This window comes from Colwellia ponticola (assembly GCF_005885605.1).
In the GTDB taxonomy this organism is placed as follows: Bacteria; Pseudomonadota; Gammaproteobacteria; order Enterobacterales; family Alteromonadaceae; genus Colwellia; species Colwellia ponticola.
The window spans coordinates 201,513-225,427 of sequence record NZ_SZVP01000002.1 but is presented as its reverse complement, the minus strand read 5'-3'; the positions used below and the strand labels follow the sequence as shown (position 1 = coordinate 225,427).

Sequence of the window (23,915 nt, the reverse complement as noted above, 5' to 3'; positions counted from 1 at the left end):
TTTTCTCCTGCTAACGCACTGCTCTTGGCATACCGATACCAAACTGGGCTATCAATTCACGTTGAATTTCGTTAACACCACCACCAAAGGTTAGTGTTACTGATGCACGTACTTCATATTCAAGTTCACCCAGTAAAAATGCGGCTGCTGAGTCTTCTCGAACCATGCCATTCATACCAACAATATCAATCAGCTTACGTAAAATTTCTACTGAGCATTCTGAGCCATAAACTTTAGTGATTGACGCTAAGGCGATATCCATTTTTCCTTGCTCTAAATCAGCAGCAATTCTAAAGTTAATTAACCGCATGGCTTCAAGCTTGGCGTAACACTCTGCCAGTGCTGCTCTTACCCACGCAATATCGGTAGCTCGTTTACCTTGCTCGTCAGGTGTATTAGCCCAAAGATAAATGCGACGATACAAGCCAACGACTTTATCTGACCATGAACCTAAACCTAAACGCTCATGGTTTAACTGTGAGGTAATTAGTCTCCAACCACCATTTAGTTCACCTACTAGCATTTCTTTAGGGACTTTAACATTGTCATAGTAAGAGGCTGCCGTTGGGTTTGAGCAGGTTGGAATAACCGTACTACTAAAACCTTCGCTTTTGGTATCTAAGATCATGATAGAGATACCCTTATGACGCGGTAAGTCTTGATCTGTTCTCGCGCCAAGCCATATATAATCAGCTGACTCTGCGCCTGAAGTCCACATTTTATTACCGTTAACAATAAAATGATCACCTTCAAGCGTTGCTTTGGTTTTTAACGTGGCTAAATCGGAGCCAGCATTAGGCTCTGAATAGCCAATAGCGAAGTGAATTTCACCACTAGCAATACCCGGTAAAAATTTTTCTTTTTGTAAATCAGTACCAAACTCCATTAGCGCAGGACCAACCGTGCTGATGGTTACAAACGGTAATGGTGCGCCAGCGATATTAGCTTCTTCAAAAAAGATAAGTTGTTCGGTCGCTTGGTAGCCTTGACCACCATGCTCTTTTGGCCAGCCTACGGCTAACCAACCATCTTTACCAATTTGACGAACAACGTTGCGAAAGTTATCGCCGCCTTCTTTACCCCTAAGTTGCTGGCGCAACTCAGGTGTCATTAATTGCGTAAAGTAATCTCTAACTTCTAGGCGTAATGCCCTTTGCTCTGGTGTTAAATCAATGAACATAATGCACTCCTATTCTGCGCCTAAAATCAAACCACTCGTTGGCACACCTGTACCTGCGGTAACGAGTACATTCTCAACATCGTCAACTTGGTTTACTGAAGTGCCACGTACTTGTCTTACCGCTTCTGCTACACCATTCATACCATGGATGTAGGCTTCACCTAACTGTCCGCCGTGGGTATTAATAGGTAACTTACCACCGCGTTCATGATGACCCGCTCGAATAAAGTCTTTTGCTTTACCGCGATCAGCAAAGCCAAACGCTTCAAGCTGTGGCAGTACAAACGGGGTAAAATGATCATAAATAATGGCGGTTTGAAAATCATCTGGACCTAAACCTGATTGCGCATACAATTCTTTAGCGACGATATCCATTTCCGGTAAGCCGGTAATATCTTCACGGTAATATGAGGTCATAATTTGTTGACCTTCAGCGATACCTTGCGCGCCTGCTTTAATGATCACCGGTTTTTGTTTTAACGTTTTAGCACGGTCAACACTGGTGATAACCATAGCAACAGCACCATCAGATTCTTGACAACAATCAAGTAAGTGCAATGGTTCACAAATCCATTTTGACGCTTGATGATCGGCTAAGGTAATTGGCTTTTGATAGAAGAAAGCTGCCGGGTTAGTCGCAGCAAAATCACGTGAAGACACAGCCACACGACCAAAATCTTCTGAGGTAGCACCAAACTCATGCATATAACGCTGAGCAAACATACCCACCCAACTAGCCGGGGTGTGAAAACCATGGGGCATATAGTAGCCATAGTTAACATTTTCAAAAAATGGTGACGCCGCAAAACCGTAATCGCCCGTACCAAAACGATACCAAGAGCGTTCATTCATCGCACGATAAACAACCACTGTTTTTGCCACACCCGTTGCTACCGCCATAGCGGCGTGCATAATGGGTCCACATGCCGCACCACCACCGTGAGGGACTTGCGAGAAAAACTTCACTTGATCACAACCGAGTAAGCGGGCAATTTCATATTCTGGTACTTTATCAACAGAATAACTACTGAAGCCGTCGACCTCACTTGGGTCGATACCAGCATCTTCTAATGCCGCTAAAGTGGCTTCCATCGCTAAGTGTAATTCAGTACGACCAGAGTTTTTAGAAAACTCGGTGACACCTAGACCTGCAATGGCAGCTTTACCGCTAATTGACTCATTCATCTTGTCTCTCCTAAGTGTTATGGCAATACCAATCGTACTGTGCCAGTGACATGCATGCCGTATTGATTTTTACCTGCTAAACCGACCTCAATAGTGCGATTATCAGGGTTTTTAGCGGTAACTTCTCCCATAAATACCATGGTATCACCAGGGTAATTAGGCATGCCTAGTTTAATATCTATGTTTTCGATAATGCTTTGTGGGCCGCTCCAAGCTTCAACAAATCCTTGAACTAAACCATTAGTGGTTAAAATATTCATAAAGATATGTGGTGAGCCTAGTGCAATTGCCGCATCTTTATCGTGGTGGCCCGGGAAAAAGTCACGGGTTGCTAACGCACCATTAGAGATTAGCGCTACCGTAATTGGGATAGACTTTTCAGGTAACTTATCGCCTACCTGAACGTCATCAAATTGCTTTGTTTTGGTGTTAGTTTGCACGTTTTTATTTTGCTTAGATTGCATAATTTTCATCCAGGTCATATTTCCAGCCAAGCTTATCGTTTTGGGCCAACGCATCGCCAAGTTTCGCTAATAGTGCGGGACTGCCGCCTAAATTTAAGCTAATTGCACGACTCCAATAGAGGTATCTGTAAATGATGTAACTCACATCAACACCAAAACCACCATGAACATGTTGCGCTTTATGACCAATAGCATGGCCCGCTTCACAAGCTTGCCAAGCCGTGGCAAACGCTTCATGTTCACAACCCAAATCGTTATCAATGCGGTAACAAAGTTGCCATACACTACTGCGTAATGCTTCTAGAGCAATTTTAGCGTCTGCCATGGTCATTTGTACCGCTTGAAAACTACCTATAGCGCGCTCAAATTGCTTACGTTCACTCACATACTCAACCGTTTTAGCAATTTGAACGTCACTTACGCCTAATTGCAAAGACGCTAATGAAGCAAGAATACGTGGTACTAACCAATGATTTGCGCCAGGTTCAAGTAATGATGTTGCTGAAATAACCACATTATTAAAATGTAAATCAGCAACTTCTTCACCTTGGGTCATTTGTCCTTCAACAAGCGATAAACCTTCAGTGTTACTCGCCAATAATGCCCAACGTGTTTCATTGTCTAGCGCTAACGGCACTAATACATAATCAGCTAAACCGGCAACCGCAACAGACTGAATTAAGCCGTTAATTGTTAATTGGTTATGGGTGTGTTCAACGCTGACTTGCGCTTCACTGAAGTTATTAACTAGATTAAAAGCCAAGGTTAACAAGTTAGTGCCTGCTGCTGCGGCTTCTGCCGTTGAGATAAGTTCTGCGTGTCCAAACTTAGCAATGGCAGTAGCAGCGACTTGATGTCGCCACAGTGGTACTTGTCCTAATGCGCCACCTTGTGCTTGCAGAACCAGACTGAGCTCAGTCATACCTAAATCAATACCACCGATGGCTTCAGGGATAATAACCCCTTGTAGTCCCGTGTCGATACAAGCCTTCCATAAGTCAGACATAGTGCCTTGACCAGCCTCATCGTAATTTCGAAGAAACTCGTCAGTACAAGTATCGGTAAAAAGGCTCTTCGCCATGTCAGCAATAGCCGACTGCTCTTCTGTTAGATTGAAATCCATTACGACTCCTTAGTAGGTACAAGTCTAAATTGCGGCAAGGTTAATTCACCATCAAAGGTGTGAAATTCCACTTGCACTTTTTGGCCTATTTTCGGCGATTCACCTTCCTCAAGACCGATTAAACCAGCAGGGATACGAACACCTTCTTCTAATTCAATAAGACCAATTGGGTTTGGGCTATCAAATGGTGCTACATGTGGGTAATGCATAACAACGAATGAATATAACTCGCCTTTACCACTGGCAACTTGGTACCCTAAATCGAAGGTATGACAGTGCATGCACACTGGTGCTGGTGGGTGTTGTAACTTTTTACAGCGGTTACATGCTTGAATACGCAGTTCATTCTCTGCAAAACCTTCCCAGAAAAAGCGGTTATCATCACTGATTGCAGGCTTAGGACGTTTACGTACTGCTGCCTCTTTGTTAACTTCTGTTTTGTCTTTTTTTTGTTCTGATTTTTGATCTGCTTTTTGAGCCGGCTTGAATTTAATGACGCGAAACATCATGTCACCAACTTTTTCATCCTCTAGGCCTTCAGGCTGTTCAGAGAAATAAGTCATCTTTAATGTCACAAAAAAACCGGTACCAAGCGCCGTTGTTTTCTCTTCACTCACGCTATCTAAAACCGTGGTGTAATAAAGTTTCTCACCCATTGTTATGTAACGATCAAAGGTTAAGTTTGAGTTAACCGCTACCACCGCTGGGTAACCATGCTTTTCAAGCACTTCAAGAACGCCATAAGGGTTTTCATCGGTAGAGCCTGGTGCCAATTTTTTATCACCAAAACCTGCCAAACACCAACCTTGTAGCATTGCTGGCGGCGCAACTAACTGACCATGTTCTGTCGTTGCTGCGTATTCGGCGTCGGTATAAAGTGGATTATCCACCCCCATTATTTCGCACCATTGTCTAACCATGGCTTCATTAATTCTGTCCCACGCGTAGATACGACCATATTGTCGCCCTACCATCGCTTCTATTTCGGATAACCATTCATATTTAGCCAATGTTCGTCTCCTACACTTATCAAGATAAATCTATAATTTGAAAGAAAATAACTATTTACTTTCTTCGCTAGCATTGAGAAAAGCGGGCATTTCACCACCGCCATTTATCAGTAAATTACAACCACTGGTATAACTCGCTTCTGGTGAAGCTAAAAATAGACAAGCATTAGCAATGTCTTCAGGCTCTGCCATACGACCAGCAGGGATAGTTGCACTAACAGCGGCAATGCCCTCATCATCACCATAATGAAGATGCGAATTCTCTGTTTTTACCAAACCAGGACTTACCGCGGCAATACGCACTTTAGGTGCCCACTCAACGGCTAATGATTTAACTAAGGATAAAACACCAGCTTTAGCCGCACCGTAAGCTGCTGTGCCCGGTGAAGCACGCATTGCACTGATACTGCTAATAAAAATAATACAGCCAGCATTATTTTCTTGCATAATTTGATTGGCTTGCTGCGCCACATTTAACGGAGCAATCAAGTTAAGCTTGAGAATCGCTTCATGAAAACGAGGTGAGGCTTTATCAGCTAACGCAAAAGGACTGCCACCGGCATTGTTAATTAGCACATCTAACGTGCCATACTTTTGCACTATTGCGCTGAACATCTCGGCAGTACTGTCTATGTCTTTGACATCGGCTTGTATAAAGTGAGCTTGCTTAACTTCTCCGGCTACGGTGACCTGCGGCAGTGCCTCAACCGTTTGACGACCACAAACAACAACAGTAGCACCTGCCGATAAAAAACCTTTAGCAATACCCAAACCAATACCTTTGGTGCCGCCAGTTACTAGTACCACTTTACCTTTATATTTTTCACTAGGGAGCATAGCTCAGCCTCATCATAAAATTAATTCCATGAAAACAGTGTACATTGAGCTTTAGATAAACAGCTTCGTCTAAATGGACGATGCTGGTGCGATGTGCAAACAGTGATAATGCACAAATATTAGCTTTGTACTGTGCTGAAAAAAATTGTTATTCCAGTCAGTATGTTACAAGTAAATGTTTTGGAGAAAATAATGACGGATAAAAATGAACCTAGCGTACTGTTAAGCTTTCCTGAAGAGGGCGTGGCAGAGTTGCGCTTAAACCGACCGCATGCAACTAATGCCTTAAGTTTGGAACTACAAACGCTGTTATCTAAATATTTTACTGAATTAGCCAGTAATGATGATATTCGCTGTGTATTATTAACTGGCGGTGACAAAGTATTTGCCGCAGGCGGTGATATAACGGGGCTAATAGATGCAGATCCGATTGAAATTTATCAGCGTCATACCGAACGTTTATGGGCACCTATTGAACAATACCCTAAACCGGTTATCGCGGCGGTTTGCGGCTATGCCTATGGCGGTGGTTGCGAACTTGCCATGCTCGCCGACATTATTATTGCCGGCAAAAGTGCTAGTTTTTGCCAACCAGAAATCTCCATTGGCATTATGCCTGGTATTGGCGGAACACAACGGTTAGTTCGCGCGGTAGGTAAGGCCAAAGCAATGCAAATGGCACTTACTGGTAAACCTATTAGTGCACACGATGCTTGGGTTGCTGGCTTAGTTAGTGAACTGTGCGAAGATGAAGACGTCTATAAACAAGCATTAGCCAATTGCCGAAGAATAGCGCGAATGCCGCCGTTAGCAGCAGAGCAAATTAAAGAAGTTATTCTGGCGGGGATGGATGCGCCACTTGCTAGTGCAATGGCATTAGAGCGCAAGGCTAATGCATTATTATTTGCCTCGCAAGATCAACGCGAAGGTATGGCAGCGTTCTTACAAAAACGTCATCCAGAGTTTAAAGGAAAATAATAAAAATCAGTAACTTGTTTTTATTTACTGCTTTGTACTAAATTAATGAATGAATCAACATAAGTTAAGTTGATACCCCTAACTCCCTAGTTTGCTTTTCGCCAGCGTCATGCTGGCTTTTTTTTGTCTTTTATTATATTGGATTTTTTTAGTTTACTACCTATAAACACAGTAGAGCTAAATGTCGATAGTTCTATGCGCAACCTAAGCTATATGCATCATCTAAATATTAATGAACACTTTGTGCGCAATGGAGACATTATATTTTGGTATCGATAACGCCCTTGTTAACTAGCGCGTAGGTTGGCTTTGTTTTTGCGGTTTTTCTTTTGCAAAAAAAAGCCAACCGTTATGCGTAATCTTCCGCCGGTTGAACGTCTTGTTATACCTTTCCGCTATTTAGTTTAGAAAGCAAATCGGAAGGGGCTATATATATTAGGGTTTTACCATCTTTGGTTGTGAGGAATAATTTAAGCTCAGCCAACTTTGCTAAATACGCTCTAGCTGTGTTTGCAGAAATAGTATAAGAGTTGGAAACCTCTTTAGCACTAAATATCCTACCGGGCTCTTTAACTGCCTTTTTTATTAAATCTTTTTGAATGAAATTAAGTTTACTACCCCAGGTGGTCTTCTCTAATATCTCAGCAATTTTCTTAAACTCATTGGTCTTATTACCTAAGTATGATTTCAATTCATCAAAAGCATGAAGGATAATATCTAATTGAAAATAAATGAAATAAGTTAAATCATTAGAGTCTTTTTCGGTGTACATATAAGACATTCCGTACTCTTTTGGCTTTTCTTTTAATAGCTTACTAATAGAAACAAATTTAAATAGAGTATATTCACTTTTAAGCATGAACCAATAAAATAATGCTCTTGCTACTCTACCGTTTCCATCTCTAAATGGGTGTTCATAACCCATCATAAAGTGAAGGATTATTGCTTTAATAATTGGATGAACAAAATCACAGCCATTCAAACCAGTATGGTCTTCATTAGCAAAGTCACCTAGTTTCTTAAGCCTTTCGTCAATCAAATTAAAATGAGGTGGTTGATGGGCAATATTCCCATCGCCATCTTCTATATATATATTATTCGCTTCTCTAAACTCTCCTGGAATAACATTATTCTCAGTAGTGCCTTTTGTGGCTATCCGATGAAACTCTAAAATAAGATCTAAAGTTAACTTCTCTTTTTTATTTTGTTCCGCAAACCTCAATAGAAGATAATTATTTAATATCATTCTCTCATCTTCATCTATCGGCTCTCTTTCATCTTCCAACATTTTTTTAGCTACTTCACGAGCCGTAGAGGCTCCTTCAAGCTGCGCACTTGTAATCGCTTCTTCCATAATTAAAGATGAAACTAAAAATTTACTTTGTAAATTATCGCTAGCCGCACTGTCAGATATTGCTCCTACATTACCACCTGCTATTTTTACTAGTTGATACAGCAAAGCTTCCATAGAATGGGGAGTACAATATAGAAAAGGTTCGTTATCTTCACTTTTAATAGGAAGTGCTTTGTACTGTGACATTCTTTTGAATTTTACAGTTTTCCATATATTTTCAGCATCCGCCTTAGGCACTCTCCACTTAAGTTGGCTCCAATGAAGATATTTACCTTCATTATCAGTGACATCATATTCATTAAGAAAAGGAGTTATCAGTTCAAAATCTTCAGGAAATTTTAATTTAGGAGCTTTTTCTACTCTAGGCTTAGCCATGTTCCCTACTTTAATTATATGCGTTTTATATAATTAAAGTAGGCCATAACCTCCGCTTAACGCAAATTTTTAATTTTGAGTTTTATAGAGGTGTCGGAAGAAATGTAATGTATAGACACAATGACTCACCACGAGGTGCTAGCCTCTGAACGTGGGTTATTTTTACAAACCAGAGCCATACTTTTCATTGTTAGATACCCATAAAAAGTTTACTGAAGTCGCTTTCACTGAAGACCAGCGAGGTGCAAAGAGAAGTGTTCAAGTAACATTAGCCAGCATTCATCTGGGATTTTGAGCCCCATTGATAGGTGGCTTAATTAAGAAACACGTATTTTTCTGTTTGTTATTGAGGTAGCAAAAGGCGAACATAAACTCTAGGGCACTTTGTGCCCCGAAGCGCCATAGCACCATAGAACCCTGATGAAATTTAGCACAATTCTATTATCTGACGCAGGACTAATGTGTACCAGTTAAAATGTTGCTAGATAAGCTCGAGATTAATAGGTTTGACGGGGATAACTAGCGTGATAAACGACAAAAGCCATACCTAAAATATTTATTTAAAGGCATAGCTTATTTTTATGGGTTAAAACGACTTAGTACACCGACTTACCCAAACCACTATATATTACTACTCGCATCGTAGCCTAATGCCGCCACACTATTGAGAAACAAGCGTACTAACTCTGTTTGTCGGCGCACGCCTGTTTTAGAAAAAATAGAGCGAAGATGTGCTCTAGCGGTATTGCGACGAATATTGAGTGCTTCTGCCGCCTCTTCAAGTGATAAGCCATTAGTTAGCTGTAATGATAAAGCAGTTTCAGCGGGGGTCAAACCAAAGAGTTTTTTAGAAATGTCGGTACTGGTCGTTGATTTTCCTACGGCATCACGTATGTAAACCACCGCTTTCTTTTGACCTCGACCATCGGCCCAGCCCAAAGAAGGAATAACTTCGATCACCACCCCGAGTGCAATTTCACCGGAAGGACGCGTTATAGACATCGCCTCAGGTATCGTTTGTTGTTCTCCGGCTTGTGAAAAAGCCACTTTAATAAGCCGTTTGAGCTCACGATTATCATTTTGATAATGTGCGGTAAGCTTTCCCGCCATTATTTTAAGTCCGTCACCTGCTTCAAGAATTTCACTAGCGAAAACATTTTTATCAAGTGCCCGTCCATGTTCATCAATAGTTACGGTAGCAATAGATAATCGTCCGATAGCACGAGAATAAAGAGAGCCAATAGACGCGCCATTGTAGAGCTGTAAAAAAGTAGAAATTGCCCGCCTAAAATGCGGTATTAATAAGTTGCAAAACTCTTTATCTGATTCCGAAAAGTCTTCTTGAGCCTCGCCTCGTGTTACCCTAAACCGTAAATTACCGACATCGGGCGTACTAATATCGACAATCATGACGTGATAAACGTCATTAGCAGCACACCAATGTTTACGATAAGAGCTCTCCTGCCACTCTGCATCAAACATAAAGTCGCTAACAGTTAATACTGTGTCTGCAGGTTGGTCAGAAAAAGGCGTGATGTTGTGTTGATAAGGTAAATATTGAACGCTTTCTTCTCCTTCTAAATTGCCGCCTACGGCAATCATTAATCCTAAGTCATCTTCTTCTGGTAATTTTAAAATCAAGGTGACGTAATTAGCGTTAAACAGTGTTTGTAATAATTTAAGCGGGTTGGTCCAACTTTGAGTATTGGTGTCTTTGGCTGCTTCATATAATGAATTAACTAACTCATTATATTGTTCTAGCGCTATATTTATTGGTGACATATATTCGACCTATTATTATTTTTTTAATTCGAAGCTTAAAGAAAAACAAAAAATAAGCAGTTAAATATTATAAGCTTACGCTGTCATTTAATGTTTCAGATACCACTATCTATTTTATTTACGAGCATTGCAAGTCACTCATTAATATTAATATTCGTATTAATATTCGTATTAATGATACTGCTGGTAATTTACACACCTAGTGGTATTGCTGTTAACATTATTAGTATTAGATAAACCCATAGTCGGTATAACCAGTAGCACCTGGCGTATAAAGCGTATCACGATTAAATTGAGTTAATGCTAGGTTTGACTCGATACGTTTAACTAAATCTGGGTTGGCAACATAGTGTCTCGCAAAAGACACCGCTTCGGCTTGTCCTGCGGCAATAGCATCAGCAGCTGACTCTGGGCTAAATCCGTCGTTAATAATAAGCGCGCCTTTAAACGCTGTTCGACCCATTTTAAAAGCGTCTATCTTGTCTATTGGAGCGCGCATGATATGTAAATAGGCTAAATTAAGATCAGCGATAGCGTCAAGTAATGCCAAATGACTTTCTTTGGGAAACTCGTCGTTAGTATCATTAAAACGATTCCCAGGGTTCATTCGTAAACCAACACGTCCAGCACCAAAAACGTCTGCCATAGTACGTAAACATTCTGCAGCAAATTTAGCTCGCCCTTGAACGCTGCCACCAAATTCATCACTACGTTGGTTTGAGTCTGAACATAGAAATTGCATGGGCAAGTAGCCGCTAGTGCAGTGTAATTCTACGCCATCAAAACCTGCTGCTTTGGCATTTACCGCAGCTTGGCGATGCTCTTCAATAACTTTCCATACGGCTTCGTTACTCAGTTCTGTCGGCATATCAAAAGGCTGCATACCAGCGCTGTCGGTATAAACTTCACCGCGCGCTTTAATAGCAGAAGGAGCTACCGTGTCAACATTACGCCCTTTGATATGGTGAGAGCCAATACGACCTGCATGCATGATTTGCAAGACAATTTTACCGCCTTGCTGATGAACTGCGTCGGTAACCGCGCGCCACCCTTGAATATGTTTTGGCGTTTCAATACCAGGTTGGCGGTTATAAGCTTGCCCTGCTGCCACTGGCCAAGTACCTTCAGCCACAATAAGTCCGGCTGTTGCTCGCTGACTATAATGATCACGCATTAAACTGTTGGGTGTACCATCTGCTTCAGCACGATTTCGCGTCATAGGGGCCATCACCACCCGATTAGCCATTTGTATATCACCAAGCTGACAACTTGTAAGTAATGCGTTATTTTTTATTTGAGTGTTACTTTTACTGTTAAGCATAATAATTTCCTTAATCCATGGCGGTAATAAGTACCGCAGCACGGCCGCCATCAACAGGCAAGCAAGCACCAGTAACATAAGAGGCGTCATCACTGGCTAAAAAGGCAATAGCACTGGCGAGTTCATCACTGCGGCCAACACGTCCCATGGGGATCAATCGAGTGGTTTTTTTATGGGTTTCGTCATCGCTAAGCATGCCTGCTGTTGCAGGCGTATCGACAATGGCGGGTATAACAACATTGACTCTAATATTATTTGGTGCGCCTTCAGCAGCAGCGGCGCGTGAAAAATTAATCACTGCTGCTTTAGCTGCGCTATATCCTGCCATCATTGGCGTACCTAGTTCACCACAAATAGAGGCTAAATTAACAATAGCACCGCCTTTGGCTTTCATTAATTTAATCGCGGTACGTGTACCCCAAAAGGTACCATCAACCGAGGTGCTAAAATTGCTGTGCCAATCTTGGGTGCTCATCTCTTCGATACTGCCATAAGAGAAAGCCATGGCATTATTAACCAAGATGTCTAAGCCGCCGTACTGCTTTGCTGTTTGCTCAAGTGCGCCAACAAATGCCTCTTCATTACTCACATCAACTTGCACGGCATGAGCGCTGCCGCCCTGCTGGCGAATGCTCTCAACAACATCCTCTAATGGCGCTTGGCTACGACCACAAATAATAACATTGGCCCCTTCTTGCGCTAATCGATGTGCGGTGGCTGCACCAATGCCGCTGCCACCGCCAGTAACGAAAGCGACTTTGTTTTTAAAACGTGATTGCATTGCTTAATCCTTATGTCTGTAAAGTACAACAGTGCTGTACGTGAAGAAGAAGTGGTTGTAACGCACGGTAGCGTTTAGTTGATATTAGGTGTTTTTATTAAGTATATTTAAGCTTAACTTCAGCAGTCAGTGGTACCGCTTGACAACTTAATGTTAAGTTATTGGCAAGGTCTCTTTCATCTAGCACGTCGTTATTATTGAGTTTGACATTACCTTCAATGACTTCACACATACATGAAGCACACATGCCTTCTCGACAAGAGTAAGGTAATTCGATACCGTTTTTTTCAGCGGCATCAAGCACTGTCTGTCCAGATTCACACGAAATAACATGATGCTCACCATCGAGTTCAAGTAATATGGTTGCACTGGGTAAATCAGCATTATCAACAACAAGTGTAGGCTGTGCTTGACTTACCACGATAGCTTCTACACTCGCGATTTGTTCTGCGTTAACTGCCGGTGACTTCACCGGAGCAGCGCTAACAAAACGTTCAATGTGAATACGGCTATCAGGAAATTTAGCTTGTTGAGCAGCCTTTTCCATCGCATCCATGAAAGGGCCAGGGCCACAAATAAACGCCCTACCCTGTTGCATCCCCTCAGCCAGTGAGGTTAATAATGAAAGGGACGGAATACCTTGCAGTGAATCGAGCAAGTGAATAACTTCAAGTCTCTGTGGGTATTGTGCCGATAACGCTTTTATTACGTCTTTAAAAATAACCGATGATTCATCACGATTAGCGTAAATAAATCGTACTTTACCGGTACCATGCGTTAACACATGACGTAAAATTGAAAGTACTGGTGTAACACCACTACCACCTGCACATAGCAGGTGGTCTTCGGCTAGGTCTTTGGGGACAAATAGCCCTGAGGGCCTCATCACTTCTATTTCACTACCAGTAACAAGGTTGTCGCATATCCAGTTGGACCCACGCCCGTCAGGTACTCGCTTAACCGTCACTCTTAACCCAACATCAAGTGTCGGAGTGCTAGACATTGAATAACATCGTGGCAAGAAGCCATCTTCGTAAGGCAGTTTTAAGGTAACAAACTGCCCTGGCTGGTAACTATATTGCTCAATTAAAGAAGCGGGTAAATCAAACAATATAGAATGCGCATCAGAAGTTTCTTTTATTACTTCAATCACTTTGAGTTTATTATAGCGACTACTTGACATAAAAACCCCTCAGTTTATACAAACGGATCTGCATTAGGTAAACCTAACATCACAGTGCCATGTGCACGCATATAAGCGTCAGCATTATTAGCGATATGACCTCTAGCCTGATGTAAATCACGGAAAGTTCTTTCAATGGGATTACTACGGTATAAGCCAGAAGCGGCACAAGCACGTAATATCTCACTCACTTTTTCTGCTGCTAGCTTAGATACAGAAGCTGATTGTGCTCGATGTAACAGACGCGCTTCAACAGGCATTAATTCACCTCGGTTAGTGTATTTAACCACTTCGGCAAAGTTTCTAAATAAAACCAACTTTAATTGGTCGCTCGTCATCATGGCTTCGGTGACGGCCATTTGAGCATTGACATCTTCTGCTGTTTTCGCACCGTGCTTGCCAACATGTTCTTCACAACGTTGACGAAATCCTTTAATTGCCCCGTCAAGTGCACCAATACAAGCGGTAGAGACTGCTCGTTGAAAGATTTGTACAAAGGGAATTTTATATAAAGGATTGTCGTTAATAGCACGACCTTTACAGGCGGCGTCACTGTAATCATTGGTTTGATGGGTACGATACTCAGGGACAAAAGCACCTTTGACAACAATATCATGACTACCTGTACCACGAAGTCCGTGTACATCCCAATTTTTTACAATGTCAAAATCTGACTTAGGTAATAAGAAGGTTCTATGTTCTAACTCTTTACTATCAGGTGATTTAGGCACTAAGCCACCTAAGAAAATCCATTCACAGTGCTCAACACCGCTTGAGAAACCCCACCGACCAGAGAAAGTAAAGCCACCATCAACGGCTTCAACTTTACCAACAGGCATATAAGTAGAAGCGATTAATGTTGCTGAGTCTTCACCTAACACTTCAACTTGTGCTTTTTCATCAAATAATCCTATTTGCCAGTTATGCACACCAATAACACCGTATATCCAAGCTGTTGACATACAACCTTGTGCTAGAGTCATTTGAATAATGTAAAATACACGCGGGTCAAGTTCATAGCCGCCCCAGCGCTTAGGTTGTAAAACACGGAACAAACCTGCATCAGTCATTTCTCTTACCGTGTCATCAGATATTCTACCTGCTTCATCGGTAGCTTGCGCACGTTCAAGTAAATTAGGGACCAGTTGTTCTGCAGCTTCTATTAGACGAGTTGCTTCTGGTGTAAGAAAATCATCAGCGATACCTGTAATATCAATTTTATGTGGAACACTCATGGTAGTTATCCTTTGTGAGGTTATTTTACTATTCAAGCTGGTTAACACTACTCAACCGCTTAACTACCTATGAGATTTTCATAATCCCCGCCCGCCCTCATCGTCAATACGGACTAAGTCATTAGGTGCCTTATCAGTACTCTTGATGGGAGGAATAACATTAATTTACCCCTTAACTGAGCAGGGATGTTAGTCCAAACAAAGGTTGCTGCTGATATAGCAGCGACTAAAATAACCTCATTAAATTAATTATTGAACATAACAAAATGAGGCTGTAATGAAAAAAATCGCATTTATTACTGGTGCTAGCCGGGGAATTGGACGAGCGACGGCCATCGCTTTTGCTGGTGCTGGTTTTGATATAGCCATTAGTGCTAGAACGGTAACCAGCGGTGACACTTTCGACCATAGTGTCCGTAAAGCTGATGGTCAACCACTTGCTGGTTCACTCAATGCAACCGCAGCTGCAGCAGAAGAACTAGGCGCGAAGGTGTTGGTGATAGGCATGGATTTACTCGATAGTGATTCGGTGATTAATGCCGCACAACAGGTAGTAGACCACTATGGCCGAGTGGATGTATTAATCAATAATGCTATCTACCAAGGCGCTGATATTAATCATACCTTCATGGAGTTGCAACCTGAAACTCTTCAGCGTGTCGCTCAAGGCTATCTTTTAGCTCCCTTCATATTAACGCGTAAATTGATGCCTACCATGCTCGAACAAGGCGAAGGGGTGGTGATTAATATTACCTCTGGTGCTGGAGAAATGGATCCTCCTTTTGCAGCAAATAAGGGTGGATGGGGCTATGGCTATGGTGCGGGTAAAGCGGCAGTCTCTCGTTTGTCTGGCGTACTAAGTCGAGAACTAGGCGACCAAGGAATACAAGCATTCACTGTTAACCCTGGCGTCACGCTTACTGAAACATTACAAGCGACTATTGGCGATAAAGGCGTTTTAGCTTTGAGCAATTGTAGTGCTGCACCTGAGGTACCTGCTGCTGTTTTAGTATGGCTAGCAACAGATGCTAGTGCTAAAAATTATCAAATGCGTACCATCAATGCGCAAGCCTTGGCTATTGAAAAAGCTATTAACGGCTAACTCTAGGCTTTGTTGCTCTTGCTAGGTTAAGAGCAACAGCTCTATTTTGATGGAATTATTTACCACTATTTACTACTAGTCCAAATGCGTGATGCTCAAACCATCACTTCTCGATACTTTCAATAGGCGTTTAAAAATTAGGCGTTAAAAAAACAACAGTGTAAATAAAAATTTTTAAGTATTTACCTTTTTATAAAATAATTTTAACTACTAAAAAGGAACGTTGTAACAACAAAATGCTTAGAACTAAAAATAAAATAATTAGACCCATCATAGGAACTGGCATGAATATTAATGATAATAATAAGTTAGCATCCAATATAAGAATTAAACCCTTAGCTTTTGCTGTTGCATGCGCTATTTCTGGTCAGGTATTGGCGGCCGAAGAACAAGCTGCAGTAACAGAGGATCACAGTAAAGGTGTTGAACGTATTTCTGTTACTGCGCAAAAACGTGTTAGTACATTGCAAGAAACACCCATTGCCATTACTGCCTTTAACGCTGAGTCACTTGAAAATCGTGGTATTGAAAACATCAGTGATGTAAATAGCCTCTCACCTAACCTGCAAGTTTTTGCCCCCATTGGTAGTGCCTTTAACGTGGGGATGAATATTCGAGGTTTAGGCACAGCAGAGCCTTCCTTAGCTATTGACCCTAAGGTGGGTATTTATTTAGATGGTGTTTATTTAGCCCGTAACGCCGGCGCTATTTTTAATATTGTTGATTTAGAGCGTATGGAAGTTTTACGTGGCCCACAAGGAACACTTTGGGGTAAAAACACCACCGGTGGTGCGTTGAATTTAGTGACCACTAAGCCGTCTGATGATTTTGAATTTAAACAAAAATTTACTGTGGGTTCAAATAACGAATTTAACTCAACAACCTCTATTGATACTGGCGCTTTCGGTAACTTAACGGCACGACTCACTTATATGACCGGGGGTCATGACGGCTGGGCAACCAATACCTTTGCAGGAGCAAAGGAAAAAGATTTGGGCGCTGAAGAGGTTGATGCAGTGCGTGTAGCACTGCGTTATGCCGGTGAAACTTTTACGGTAGATTACAGCTATGATAATACCGATGGCAGCTCGGTATCTATTCCCGTACAAATAAGTAATGTACGCCCGCAATTTACTAATGCCTCTACAACGGTCAATGTCGCGACAGGAAAACCCTATGCGGGTAATGTCTTTGCCATGATGGCAGCTAATGAACATGACTCAAGCCGTCAAACCGAATTTGAATTAGATAATCAAGGTCGTGAATATGTTGATATTGAAGGTCACAACCTAACCTTTGAATGGGACTTTTCTGACAATCATACGCTTAAATCTATTAGCTCTTATCGTAGTTACGATTCAGATTTGAATGAAGGGGCGGATACCGATGGCGGCGCTTATTTTGCAACCGCCTATGACAATTCTGACACTATCGCTATTCCTGCTTTTCACTATACAGGGACAAAGTCTCAAAACCAAACATCACAAGAGTTTCAACTGTTAGGTGAATTCTTAGGAGGTGATTTAAAATATGTAGCAGGTTATTACTACTTCACTGAAGAAGGTGAAGAAGATAACCCGTGGAGTATAAGCATTCCAGCATCAGCTACTGCTAACCTTTTATTCACCGACCCATTACCTTGGGGGACATTCTATAGTGTAACGGCCGATTCTACTGCGTTATTCTTTAATGTTGATTACAAATTAACTGATGAACTTAATGTTGTTGCCGGCATACGCTACACCGAAGATGAAAGATCATTAACTCAGCGTGCCGCAAATGATGCTATGTTAAGAGAAGACATTACGGCAAAAGAAGATTGGTCAAAAACAGTCGGCTCATTATTATTTAATTATGTATTCGACCAAAACCTAACAGTTTATACCAGTATCTCACAAGGTTATGCCGCAGGTGTTTATAACCCAGGTGCAGTAGAAAGGTTTGCTTACCTTGACCCTGCAAACCAAGGGCAAGCTAATTACGAAGGTTCGCTTACACCTGCTGATCCTGAAGATACCACTGCTTATGAGTTTGGTGTTAAAGCCATGCTATTTGAAGACCGCTTAATGCTTAACTCCGCTGTATTTTTAAATGACAATACTAACCTACAAAAGACTGTAATAGGTCAGGATAGAGTTCGTCGTTCAATTAATACCGGTAAATCAAAGAGTATTGGCTTTGAAGTAGATGCCAATTTTGCCGCCACTGACAGTCTATTTTTCACCGCCAGCTTCGGTTATATAGATACTGATTACTCTGAAGATGACATATCTGATACAAGCAATTACTCAGCATCTTTAGCCATGAGCTGGACAATAGCTGAATTAGAGTTTGGTGATCTTACTTTACATACCGACTATGTCATGGTTGATGAATTTCAGTATAATTTAACAGATCCAAGTCTAATCGGTGATAGCTATGAACTACTTAATGCCCGTTTAACGTTATCTGATATCCAAGTTGGCGACCGTTCAAGTCTTAAAGTATCGCTTTGGGGCAAAAACATTGCCGATGAAGATTACGTAGTCCATGGTGCTAATTTCGGTATGTATAATGCACAAACCTACGGTGCTCCAGCAACTTATGGCGTAGATGTTAGCTTTGAGTTTTAGTTAACCTTCATTAAAAAACAATAAAATAAATGATAAATGCCGAACGGGTAATAACTGTTCGGCATTTTTTTCGCCCACTTTCAACAACCCTTTTAACCTTACAGCTTAAAATAAACATTTTCGCTGAGTCAGTAATCAATTAAAGTACTGTCATTCTCTAAATATCATTAGACCGTAAAATAACACTACTAAAAAATTTTAATAAAAATGATACCCGTGTTGAAGCTGATGCGTGAAGTTTACTTGATGAAGCATGACTCGAAGCACCAGTAATTGAGCTCGCAGTAAATGAAGTTGCTAACCTTACTTATCCGCCATGATTTCTAATGAGGTGCTAACCGTTTGACGTAATTTATCTTCAACAACTGATATATGTTCAACCAAAGAGTCTCCATAACAATTAGGCTATACAATAGCACCAGACAATATACGCCCACTTAACGTAAAATTTTAATACCCATAATAACAATGAAACGAAAGTAAAATGAAAGGACGCTCAATGGTCATTCAACACAAACTAAAACAAAAAACACGCCAGTTTATAAAATCAAAACATATGCTTAGTGGCATTACGATCGCATCATTTTTAGAATCCACCATAGTACCCATTCCTTTAGAGGCGATATTAGTCCCTTTAATGCAAGCACGCCGTGAAAAGTTATGGCTTATTGCGCTAATGGCGACAGTAGGCTGTATTCTGGGTGCATTATTGGGTTATGCCTTAGGTTATTATTTATTTGAGACCGTGGGTAATTGGGTTATTAACAACTTTTTTAGCGCTGAACAATTTGAAAATGTTAAACAAAAAATGCACGAACAAGGGTTTTGGTTTGTGATCACGCTAGGTATTGTGCCTATTCCTTTTCAAATCGCCATGCTTGCTGCGGGTGCAACCAAATACTCACTGACGTTATTCTTAATCGCCTCGGCTATTTCTCGTTCTATTCGTTATTTTGGTTTGGCCATTGTGGTGTATTACGCAGGTAATCAAGCTGAACGTATAATAAGTCAACATAAAACCAAAACCATAATTGGCTTAACGATTATAGTGCTTGGCGCATGGGCGCTTTCTTTGATGGCATAACTTTATTTTAAAAATCCACACACATAAACCGTAACAATGAGTAGGCAAGCTATGGCTAAATTAATTACCCGTATATTATTGGTTGAAGATAACGAAGATGATTATATTCTGACTTGCGACTATCTTCAGCAAATGCCTAATCACCACTTTGCGATTGACTGGGTTGATAATTCAAATGAAGCATTAACCTTGTTAAAAACAAATACCCATAATATTTGTTTATTAGGCTATCAATTAGGTGGTTTAAACGGTTTAGCTGTACTTAAACAAGCCAGTAATGGTGGCTGCACTGTACCTATTATTATGCTAACGGGACAAACAAATACCGCAGTAGATAATAGCGCACTTGATGCCGGTGCTGTTGATTACTTAGTAAAATCTGAGCTAACTAGTACTCTCTTTAACCGCTCTATTCGTTACGCGTTAGCCAGAAAAGATATTGAAAATAAACGTCTAGAGCGAATAAAAGCTGAAACAACAAGTCGCTCTAAAGATAAATTTTTAGCACATTTAAGTCATGAGTTACGGACACCACTGACTTCAATACTTGGTTACACTGAGTTACTACTTAGTGATGATAACAACAAAAAAATACAGCCCGAATTAACCACTATATTAAACAACGGTAATCACTTATTGGGACTACTTAATAACGTACTCGACTTGTCTAAAATTGCTGCAGGAAAATTTGAGCTTAACAACAAAACCTTCTCTCTGGAGCGTTTTATTACTGATGTCTATACGCTTATGTCGATGGCCGCACAAAATAAAGGCCTTAGCTTACACTTAAGCGCACGTTCTGTATTACCGGTTCAAATTACCGCAGACACACTTAGGTTACGCCAAATACTGATAAATATTATTGATAATGCGATAAAATTTACTAACCAAGGTTCTGTTAGTATTGACGTTTACTTAGATAGTCCCAGTGATAAAACTTTACTGTATTTCTCGATTACTGATACCGGTGTAGGTATCCCTGACACCTTATTATCAACCATTTTTAAACCCTTTGAACAAGTTCAAGATATAGTCTCTCGAAGCGAGCAAGGGACAGGGTTGGGCTTATCTATTTGTAGTGAGCTAATCAAGTATATGGGTGGCTCTATTACTGTTGAATCAACCTTAGCTGTGGGTAGTACATTTATTGTCTCTATCGACCCAGGACAACTCGATAATATAGAACAAAAAAACTTTAGCTTTAAGCCTAGTGACTACAAATTAAACACTCAAGTACTCAGTAAGTTAACGGGGAAAGTTCTCATTGTTGATGATATTGATGATATTAGACGCTTAATCGGTTACACCTGTCGATCTTTTGGTCTTGATGTGAGTTATGGTAATAATGGTCAGCAAGCTATCACTAAAATAGTGTCTGCTTATCAATCTGACACCCCCTATGATGTGGTATTAATGGATATTCATATGCCGGTGTTAGATGGCAAAAAAGCTATATCGAAATTAAGAACGATGAATATTACCACCCCCATTATTGCGATAACCGCAGCAACGATGCAAGGCGTACAAAAAGAGCTTTACGATTTAGGTTTCAATGAGGTTGTTGCTAAGCCTATAGATAAGCATGAGTTACACCAAAAGCTTACAAAGCAGTTAATTAATCGCCCAGCTATCACGCAAAGCTTTCGGTCAATAACTAAAGCAACAGCACAAGCAGATAACAATCCTAATAACATTACCGTAAATAATAGTACCGCTAATAAGAAGCATATTGATAACAACGCCGCTGAACGTGTGTTACTTATTGAAGATGATATTGAGGCAGCAGAAGTTACCGCATTATTACTTAACAACCTAGGTAAAAAAGTGCAAATAGCGCACAATGTTAAGCAAGCCCAATGTATTATTACTATGGATACTAACTGGCAATATATGTTAGTTGATATGAATTTACCTGATGGTAATGGTCTTGAGTTAAGTACAGAGCTGAAAGTTAAAAGCCCCGATGCCATGATTACTATAGTGAGTGATCATAAAATATTTTCTCAAGATTTAGACGGGTTTGGTGCGAGCAATTCGCTACTTAAACCGATTAATTTAACGATGCTACAACAACTTTTTAATAAAAGCTGAGTACAGCTCGCCCGCTCTTCATTCTAAGGGTGAGAGCAACAGTGACAGCCACTAGGCAAGTACTACACAAACACCTGCGGCTGTCGCTGTACAAAGCCTTATATTGACTCGTTGTGCCTTCACATAACATAGCTCACTTAATTAACTAAACAGGTATTACTTCAATAGTAATATGGGATAAATTGGGTAAGTGTTGTTGAACTAACTGTTTATAGTAACTAGGCTCAAGTGGCTTTTTAGCCGCTATTGATAGAATCATTACTTGATGCCCAGAAGCAACCTGCCAAAGGTGAATGTCGCGAATGATGGTTTCATTTTCAACGCTAATGGCATTAATAGCCTTAGTTAAGCTGGCGGTATCGACTGACTTATCAAGTAATACTCGACTTGACTCTTTAAGTAAACCATAAGACCAGCGCAGGATAACCACAGCCCCAACAATGCCCATTAACGCATCCATCCATATCCAACCAAAGTACTTACCCGCTAATAGCGCGACAATGGCAAGTAATGATGTGAGTGTATCGGCTAATACATGAAAATAAGCAGCCTTTAAATTATGATCATGGTGATGCTCATCATGGTGGTGTTCATGACCTTCATGATGATGATGATGGTGATGATCATCATGTAAAACAAAAACGGACACTATATTAACAACAAGCCCGATAATAGCGACAGCAATAGCCTCATTAAAATAGATAGCTTGAGGGACCATTAAGCGATGGACTGACTCTAACGCCATCATTAAGGCAATAATGGCCAAAGCGATAGCACTAGCAAAACCACCTAAGTAATTGACTTTCCCGGTACCAAAACTAAAGTCTTTGTTATTGGCATTTTTTTTCGCATAAGAATAAGCAAAAATCGTGATCAAAAACGCCGCAGAATGTGTACCCATATGCCAACCATCAGCCAGTAGCGCCATAGAGCCTGACCAAGTTCCTGCGGTAATTTCTAGTATCATGATCACCGTGGTTAACCAAAAAACAATTTTTACTTTGCTTTTATTACCTTGGTTATCTATAGCGAAATCATGTGAATGATCCCACTGAATATTATTCTCGTTATACATGGTAACCCCTACCTCAAGTGATATGTTTGTCTATATGGTATTGCGTTTATAAAATAAGTATAATGCGCCCTAGTATATCGCCCCGGAAATATACTATACCCCAGTATACTACCAATAAATATTAAGGGAATAAAAATGTCTCATACCATCGCAGACAAAAAAAAACTACTAAGTCGTGTACGTCGAATAAAAGGCCAGTCAATCGCATTAGAAGCGTCACTTGAAGCTGAGCCTGACTGCATGAAAGTACTTCAACAGATCGCAGCGATTAAAGGAGCTGTAAACGGTTTAATGAAGGAGGTTTTGGAAAGTCATTTACGAGAGCATCTTGGCGTAGAAGATATTTCACCAGAGCAGCGTACACAAGAGATAGAGCAAGTCATCGCTGTCTTAAAGAGTTACTTAAAATAAAAATCAGTCAATAGAGAGTTATGTATGATAGAAGTATTAATTTTAGCAATAGCACTAAGTATGGATGCTTTTGCTGTATCCATTGGCCTAGGTGCAAAACACAACAGTAGGATTTTACACCTTAGCTTAATGTCAGCCGTCTATTTTGGACTCTTTCAGGGGGTGATGCCATTAATTGGTTACCTTGGCGGTAAAGGTGTTTTAGGCTGGATTGAGTCTTATGCTTCATGGTTCGCCTTTTTATTGCTGCTACTGATAGGCATTAAAATGATTTACGAGTCTTTCTCTGACAATGTAGAAGAAGTGATTAGCAAAATAACTCATCGAGTTATGTTAATACTTGCCATTGCTACAAGTATTGACGCTATGGCTGCTGGATTTTCCTTAACCGTTTTAGATGTAAACCCATTTATTGCTTGTGGCATCATTGGTAGTATCACTTTTTTATTTAGTTGGTTAGGCGTATTTATTGGCGCTAAAACTGGCACTTGGCTAGAGAGTAAAGCGGAGTTTTTAGGTGGGGTAACGTTAATCTTAATTGGCGTAAAAATCTTATTGTATTAAGCCCTACTGACCTTATCAGTTCGCAGTTTAACGACTTATATTGGTATATTATGCAACACGCCAATATAAGATCGTTATGCAAGCGTATAGAAAAATTAAAAAAATTAATATGCAAAATTAATATGCCACCCATGATAAATAAAATTAATATGCCACCCATGATAAAAA

The 23,915-nt window shown here is 40.6% G+C and carries 20 protein-coding genes; 7 read left to right on the top strand and 13 right to left on the bottom strand.

The annotated features are described in order from the left end of the window. Positions 1-10: 10 nt before the first annotated feature. From FCS21_RS04035 to FCS21_RS04010, 6 genes are read right to left on the bottom strand one after another with little or no spacing between them, the layout of a single operon-like run. Positions 11-1,180 (bottom strand): acyl-CoA dehydrogenase family protein, encoded by a 1,170-nt coding sequence (locus FCS21_RS04035; RefSeq protein ID WP_138620703.1) that lies wholly within the window; start codon positions 1,178-1,180, stop codon positions 11-13. A 9-nt stretch (positions 1,181-1,189) separates the two neighbouring features. Further along, a complete protein-coding gene (locus FCS21_RS04030; protein ID WP_138620702.1) occupies positions 1,190-2,365 on the bottom strand; it encodes a lipid-transfer protein in 1,176 nt (391 codons plus the stop codon). 17 nt (positions 2,366-2,382) lie between these two features. Further along, the gene (locus tag FCS21_RS04025) at positions 2,383-2,847 is read right to left on the bottom strand and encodes a MaoC family dehydratase (protein WP_246046986.1); all 465 of its coding nucleotides are present in this window, start codon (positions 2,845-2,847) and stop codon (positions 2,383-2,385) included. Continuing rightward, the gene (locus tag FCS21_RS04020; protein WP_138620701.1) at positions 2,819-3,952 is read right to left on the bottom strand and encodes an acyl-CoA dehydrogenase family protein; all 1,134 of its coding nucleotides are present in this window, start codon (positions 3,950-3,952) and stop codon (positions 2,819-2,821) included. Before FCS21_RS04020 ends, FCS21_RS04025 begins: the two co-directional genes overlap by 29 nt. After that, positions 3,952-4,962 carry an OB-fold domain-containing protein gene (locus FCS21_RS04015; protein WP_187695294.1) on the bottom strand — a complete coding sequence of 337 codons (1,011 nt, stop codon included), beginning with the start codon at positions 4,960-4,962 and terminating at the stop codon, positions 3,952-3,954. The genes FCS21_RS04020 and FCS21_RS04015 overlap by 1 nt, the downstream gene beginning before the upstream one ends. Before the next feature lie 51 nt (positions 4,963-5,013). After that, entirely contained in the window at positions 5,014-5,799 is a 786-nt protein-coding gene (locus FCS21_RS04010) for an SDR family oxidoreductase (RefSeq protein WP_138620700.1), read from the bottom strand. Positions 5,800-5,991: 192 nt separating this feature from the next. Between FCS21_RS04010 and FCS21_RS04005 the strand changes: the two genes are divergently transcribed. Then, positions 5,992-6,777 (top strand): enoyl-CoA hydratase, encoded by a 786-nt coding sequence (locus FCS21_RS04005; protein ID WP_138620699.1) that lies wholly within the window; start codon positions 5,992-5,994, stop codon positions 6,775-6,777. A gap of 382 nt (positions 6,778-7,159) precedes the next feature. Here FCS21_RS04005 and FCS21_RS04000 read toward each other — a convergent pair whose 3' ends face one another. The 6 genes from FCS21_RS04000 to FCS21_RS03975 all read right to left on the bottom strand — a co-directional run bounded on the left by FCS21_RS04000 (position 7,160) and on the right by FCS21_RS03975 (position 14,808). Continuing rightward, entirely contained in the window at positions 7,160-8,506 is a 1,347-nt protein-coding gene (locus FCS21_RS04000) for a Fic family protein (RefSeq protein ID WP_138620698.1), read from the bottom strand. Between the two features lie 621 nt (positions 8,507-9,127). Beyond that, entirely contained in the window at positions 9,128-10,288 is a 1,161-nt protein-coding gene (locus FCS21_RS03995; protein WP_138620697.1) for a helix-turn-helix transcriptional regulator, read from the bottom strand. Between the two features lie 229 nt (positions 10,289-10,517). Continuing rightward, a complete protein-coding gene (locus FCS21_RS03990; RefSeq protein WP_138620696.1) occupies positions 10,518-11,609 on the bottom strand; it encodes an alkene reductase in 1,092 nt (363 codons plus the stop codon). Between the two features lie 10 nt (positions 11,610-11,619). Beyond that, positions 11,620-12,390, bottom strand: a complete 771-nt coding sequence (locus FCS21_RS03985) for an SDR family NAD(P)-dependent oxidoreductase (RefSeq protein WP_138620695.1) — start codon at positions 12,388-12,390, stop codon at positions 11,620-11,622. A 97-nt stretch (positions 12,391-12,487) separates the two neighbouring features. After that, positions 12,488-13,573, bottom strand: coding sequence for a ferredoxin--NADP reductase (locus tag FCS21_RS03980; RefSeq protein ID WP_138620694.1), 1,086 nt, complete (start codon positions 13,571-13,573; stop codon positions 12,488-12,490). A 14-nt stretch (positions 13,574-13,587) separates the two neighbouring features. Then, complete coding sequence (locus tag FCS21_RS03975) at positions 13,588-14,808, bottom strand: acyl-CoA dehydrogenase family protein (protein WP_138620693.1); 1,221 nt, start codon at positions 14,806-14,808, stop codon at positions 13,588-13,590. A gap of 277 nt (positions 14,809-15,085) precedes the next feature. Between FCS21_RS03975 and FCS21_RS03970 the strand changes: the two genes are divergently transcribed. From FCS21_RS03970 to FCS21_RS03955, 4 genes are all read left to right on the top strand, one after another. Next, on the top strand, positions 15,086-15,910 hold the full coding sequence (locus tag FCS21_RS03970) for an SDR family NAD(P)-dependent oxidoreductase (protein ID WP_138620692.1): 825 nt from the start codon (positions 15,086-15,088) through the stop codon (positions 15,908-15,910). A 284-nt stretch (positions 15,911-16,194) separates the two neighbouring features. Continuing rightward, on the top strand, positions 16,195-18,522 hold the full coding sequence (locus tag FCS21_RS03965; protein ID WP_138620691.1) for a TonB-dependent receptor: 2,328 nt from the start codon (positions 16,195-16,197) through the stop codon (positions 18,520-18,522). Between the two features lie 499 nt (positions 18,523-19,021). Continuing rightward, positions 19,022-19,606 (top strand): YqaA family protein, encoded by a 585-nt coding sequence (locus tag FCS21_RS03960; protein ID WP_138620690.1) that lies wholly within the window; start codon positions 19,022-19,024, stop codon positions 19,604-19,606. Positions 19,607-19,657: 51 nt separating this feature from the next. After that, on the top strand, positions 19,658-21,697 hold the full coding sequence (locus FCS21_RS03955) for a response regulator (protein ID WP_171035626.1): 2,040 nt from the start codon (positions 19,658-19,660) through the stop codon (positions 21,695-21,697). A 145-nt stretch (positions 21,698-21,842) separates the two neighbouring features. Here the strand turns inward: FCS21_RS03955 and dmeF are convergent, their stop codons facing one another. Continuing rightward, a complete protein-coding gene (gene dmeF, locus FCS21_RS03950) occupies positions 21,843-22,772 on the bottom strand; it encodes a CDF family Co(II)/Ni(II) efflux transporter DmeF (RefSeq protein WP_138620688.1) in 930 nt (309 codons plus the stop codon). 135 nt (positions 22,773-22,907) lie between these two features. Here dmeF and FCS21_RS03945 point away from each other — a divergent pair, with 135 nt between their 5' ends. Further along, positions 22,908-23,183, top strand: coding sequence for a metal/formaldehyde-sensitive transcriptional repressor (locus FCS21_RS03945; RefSeq protein ID WP_138620687.1), 276 nt, complete (start codon positions 22,908-22,910; stop codon positions 23,181-23,183). 24 nt (positions 23,184-23,207) lie between these two features. After that, positions 23,208-23,747 carry a manganese efflux pump MntP gene (locus tag FCS21_RS03940; protein WP_138620686.1) on the top strand — a complete coding sequence of 180 codons (540 nt, stop codon included), beginning with the start codon at positions 23,208-23,210 and terminating at the stop codon, positions 23,745-23,747. The last annotated feature ends 168 nt before the right edge of the window (positions 23,748-23,915 follow it).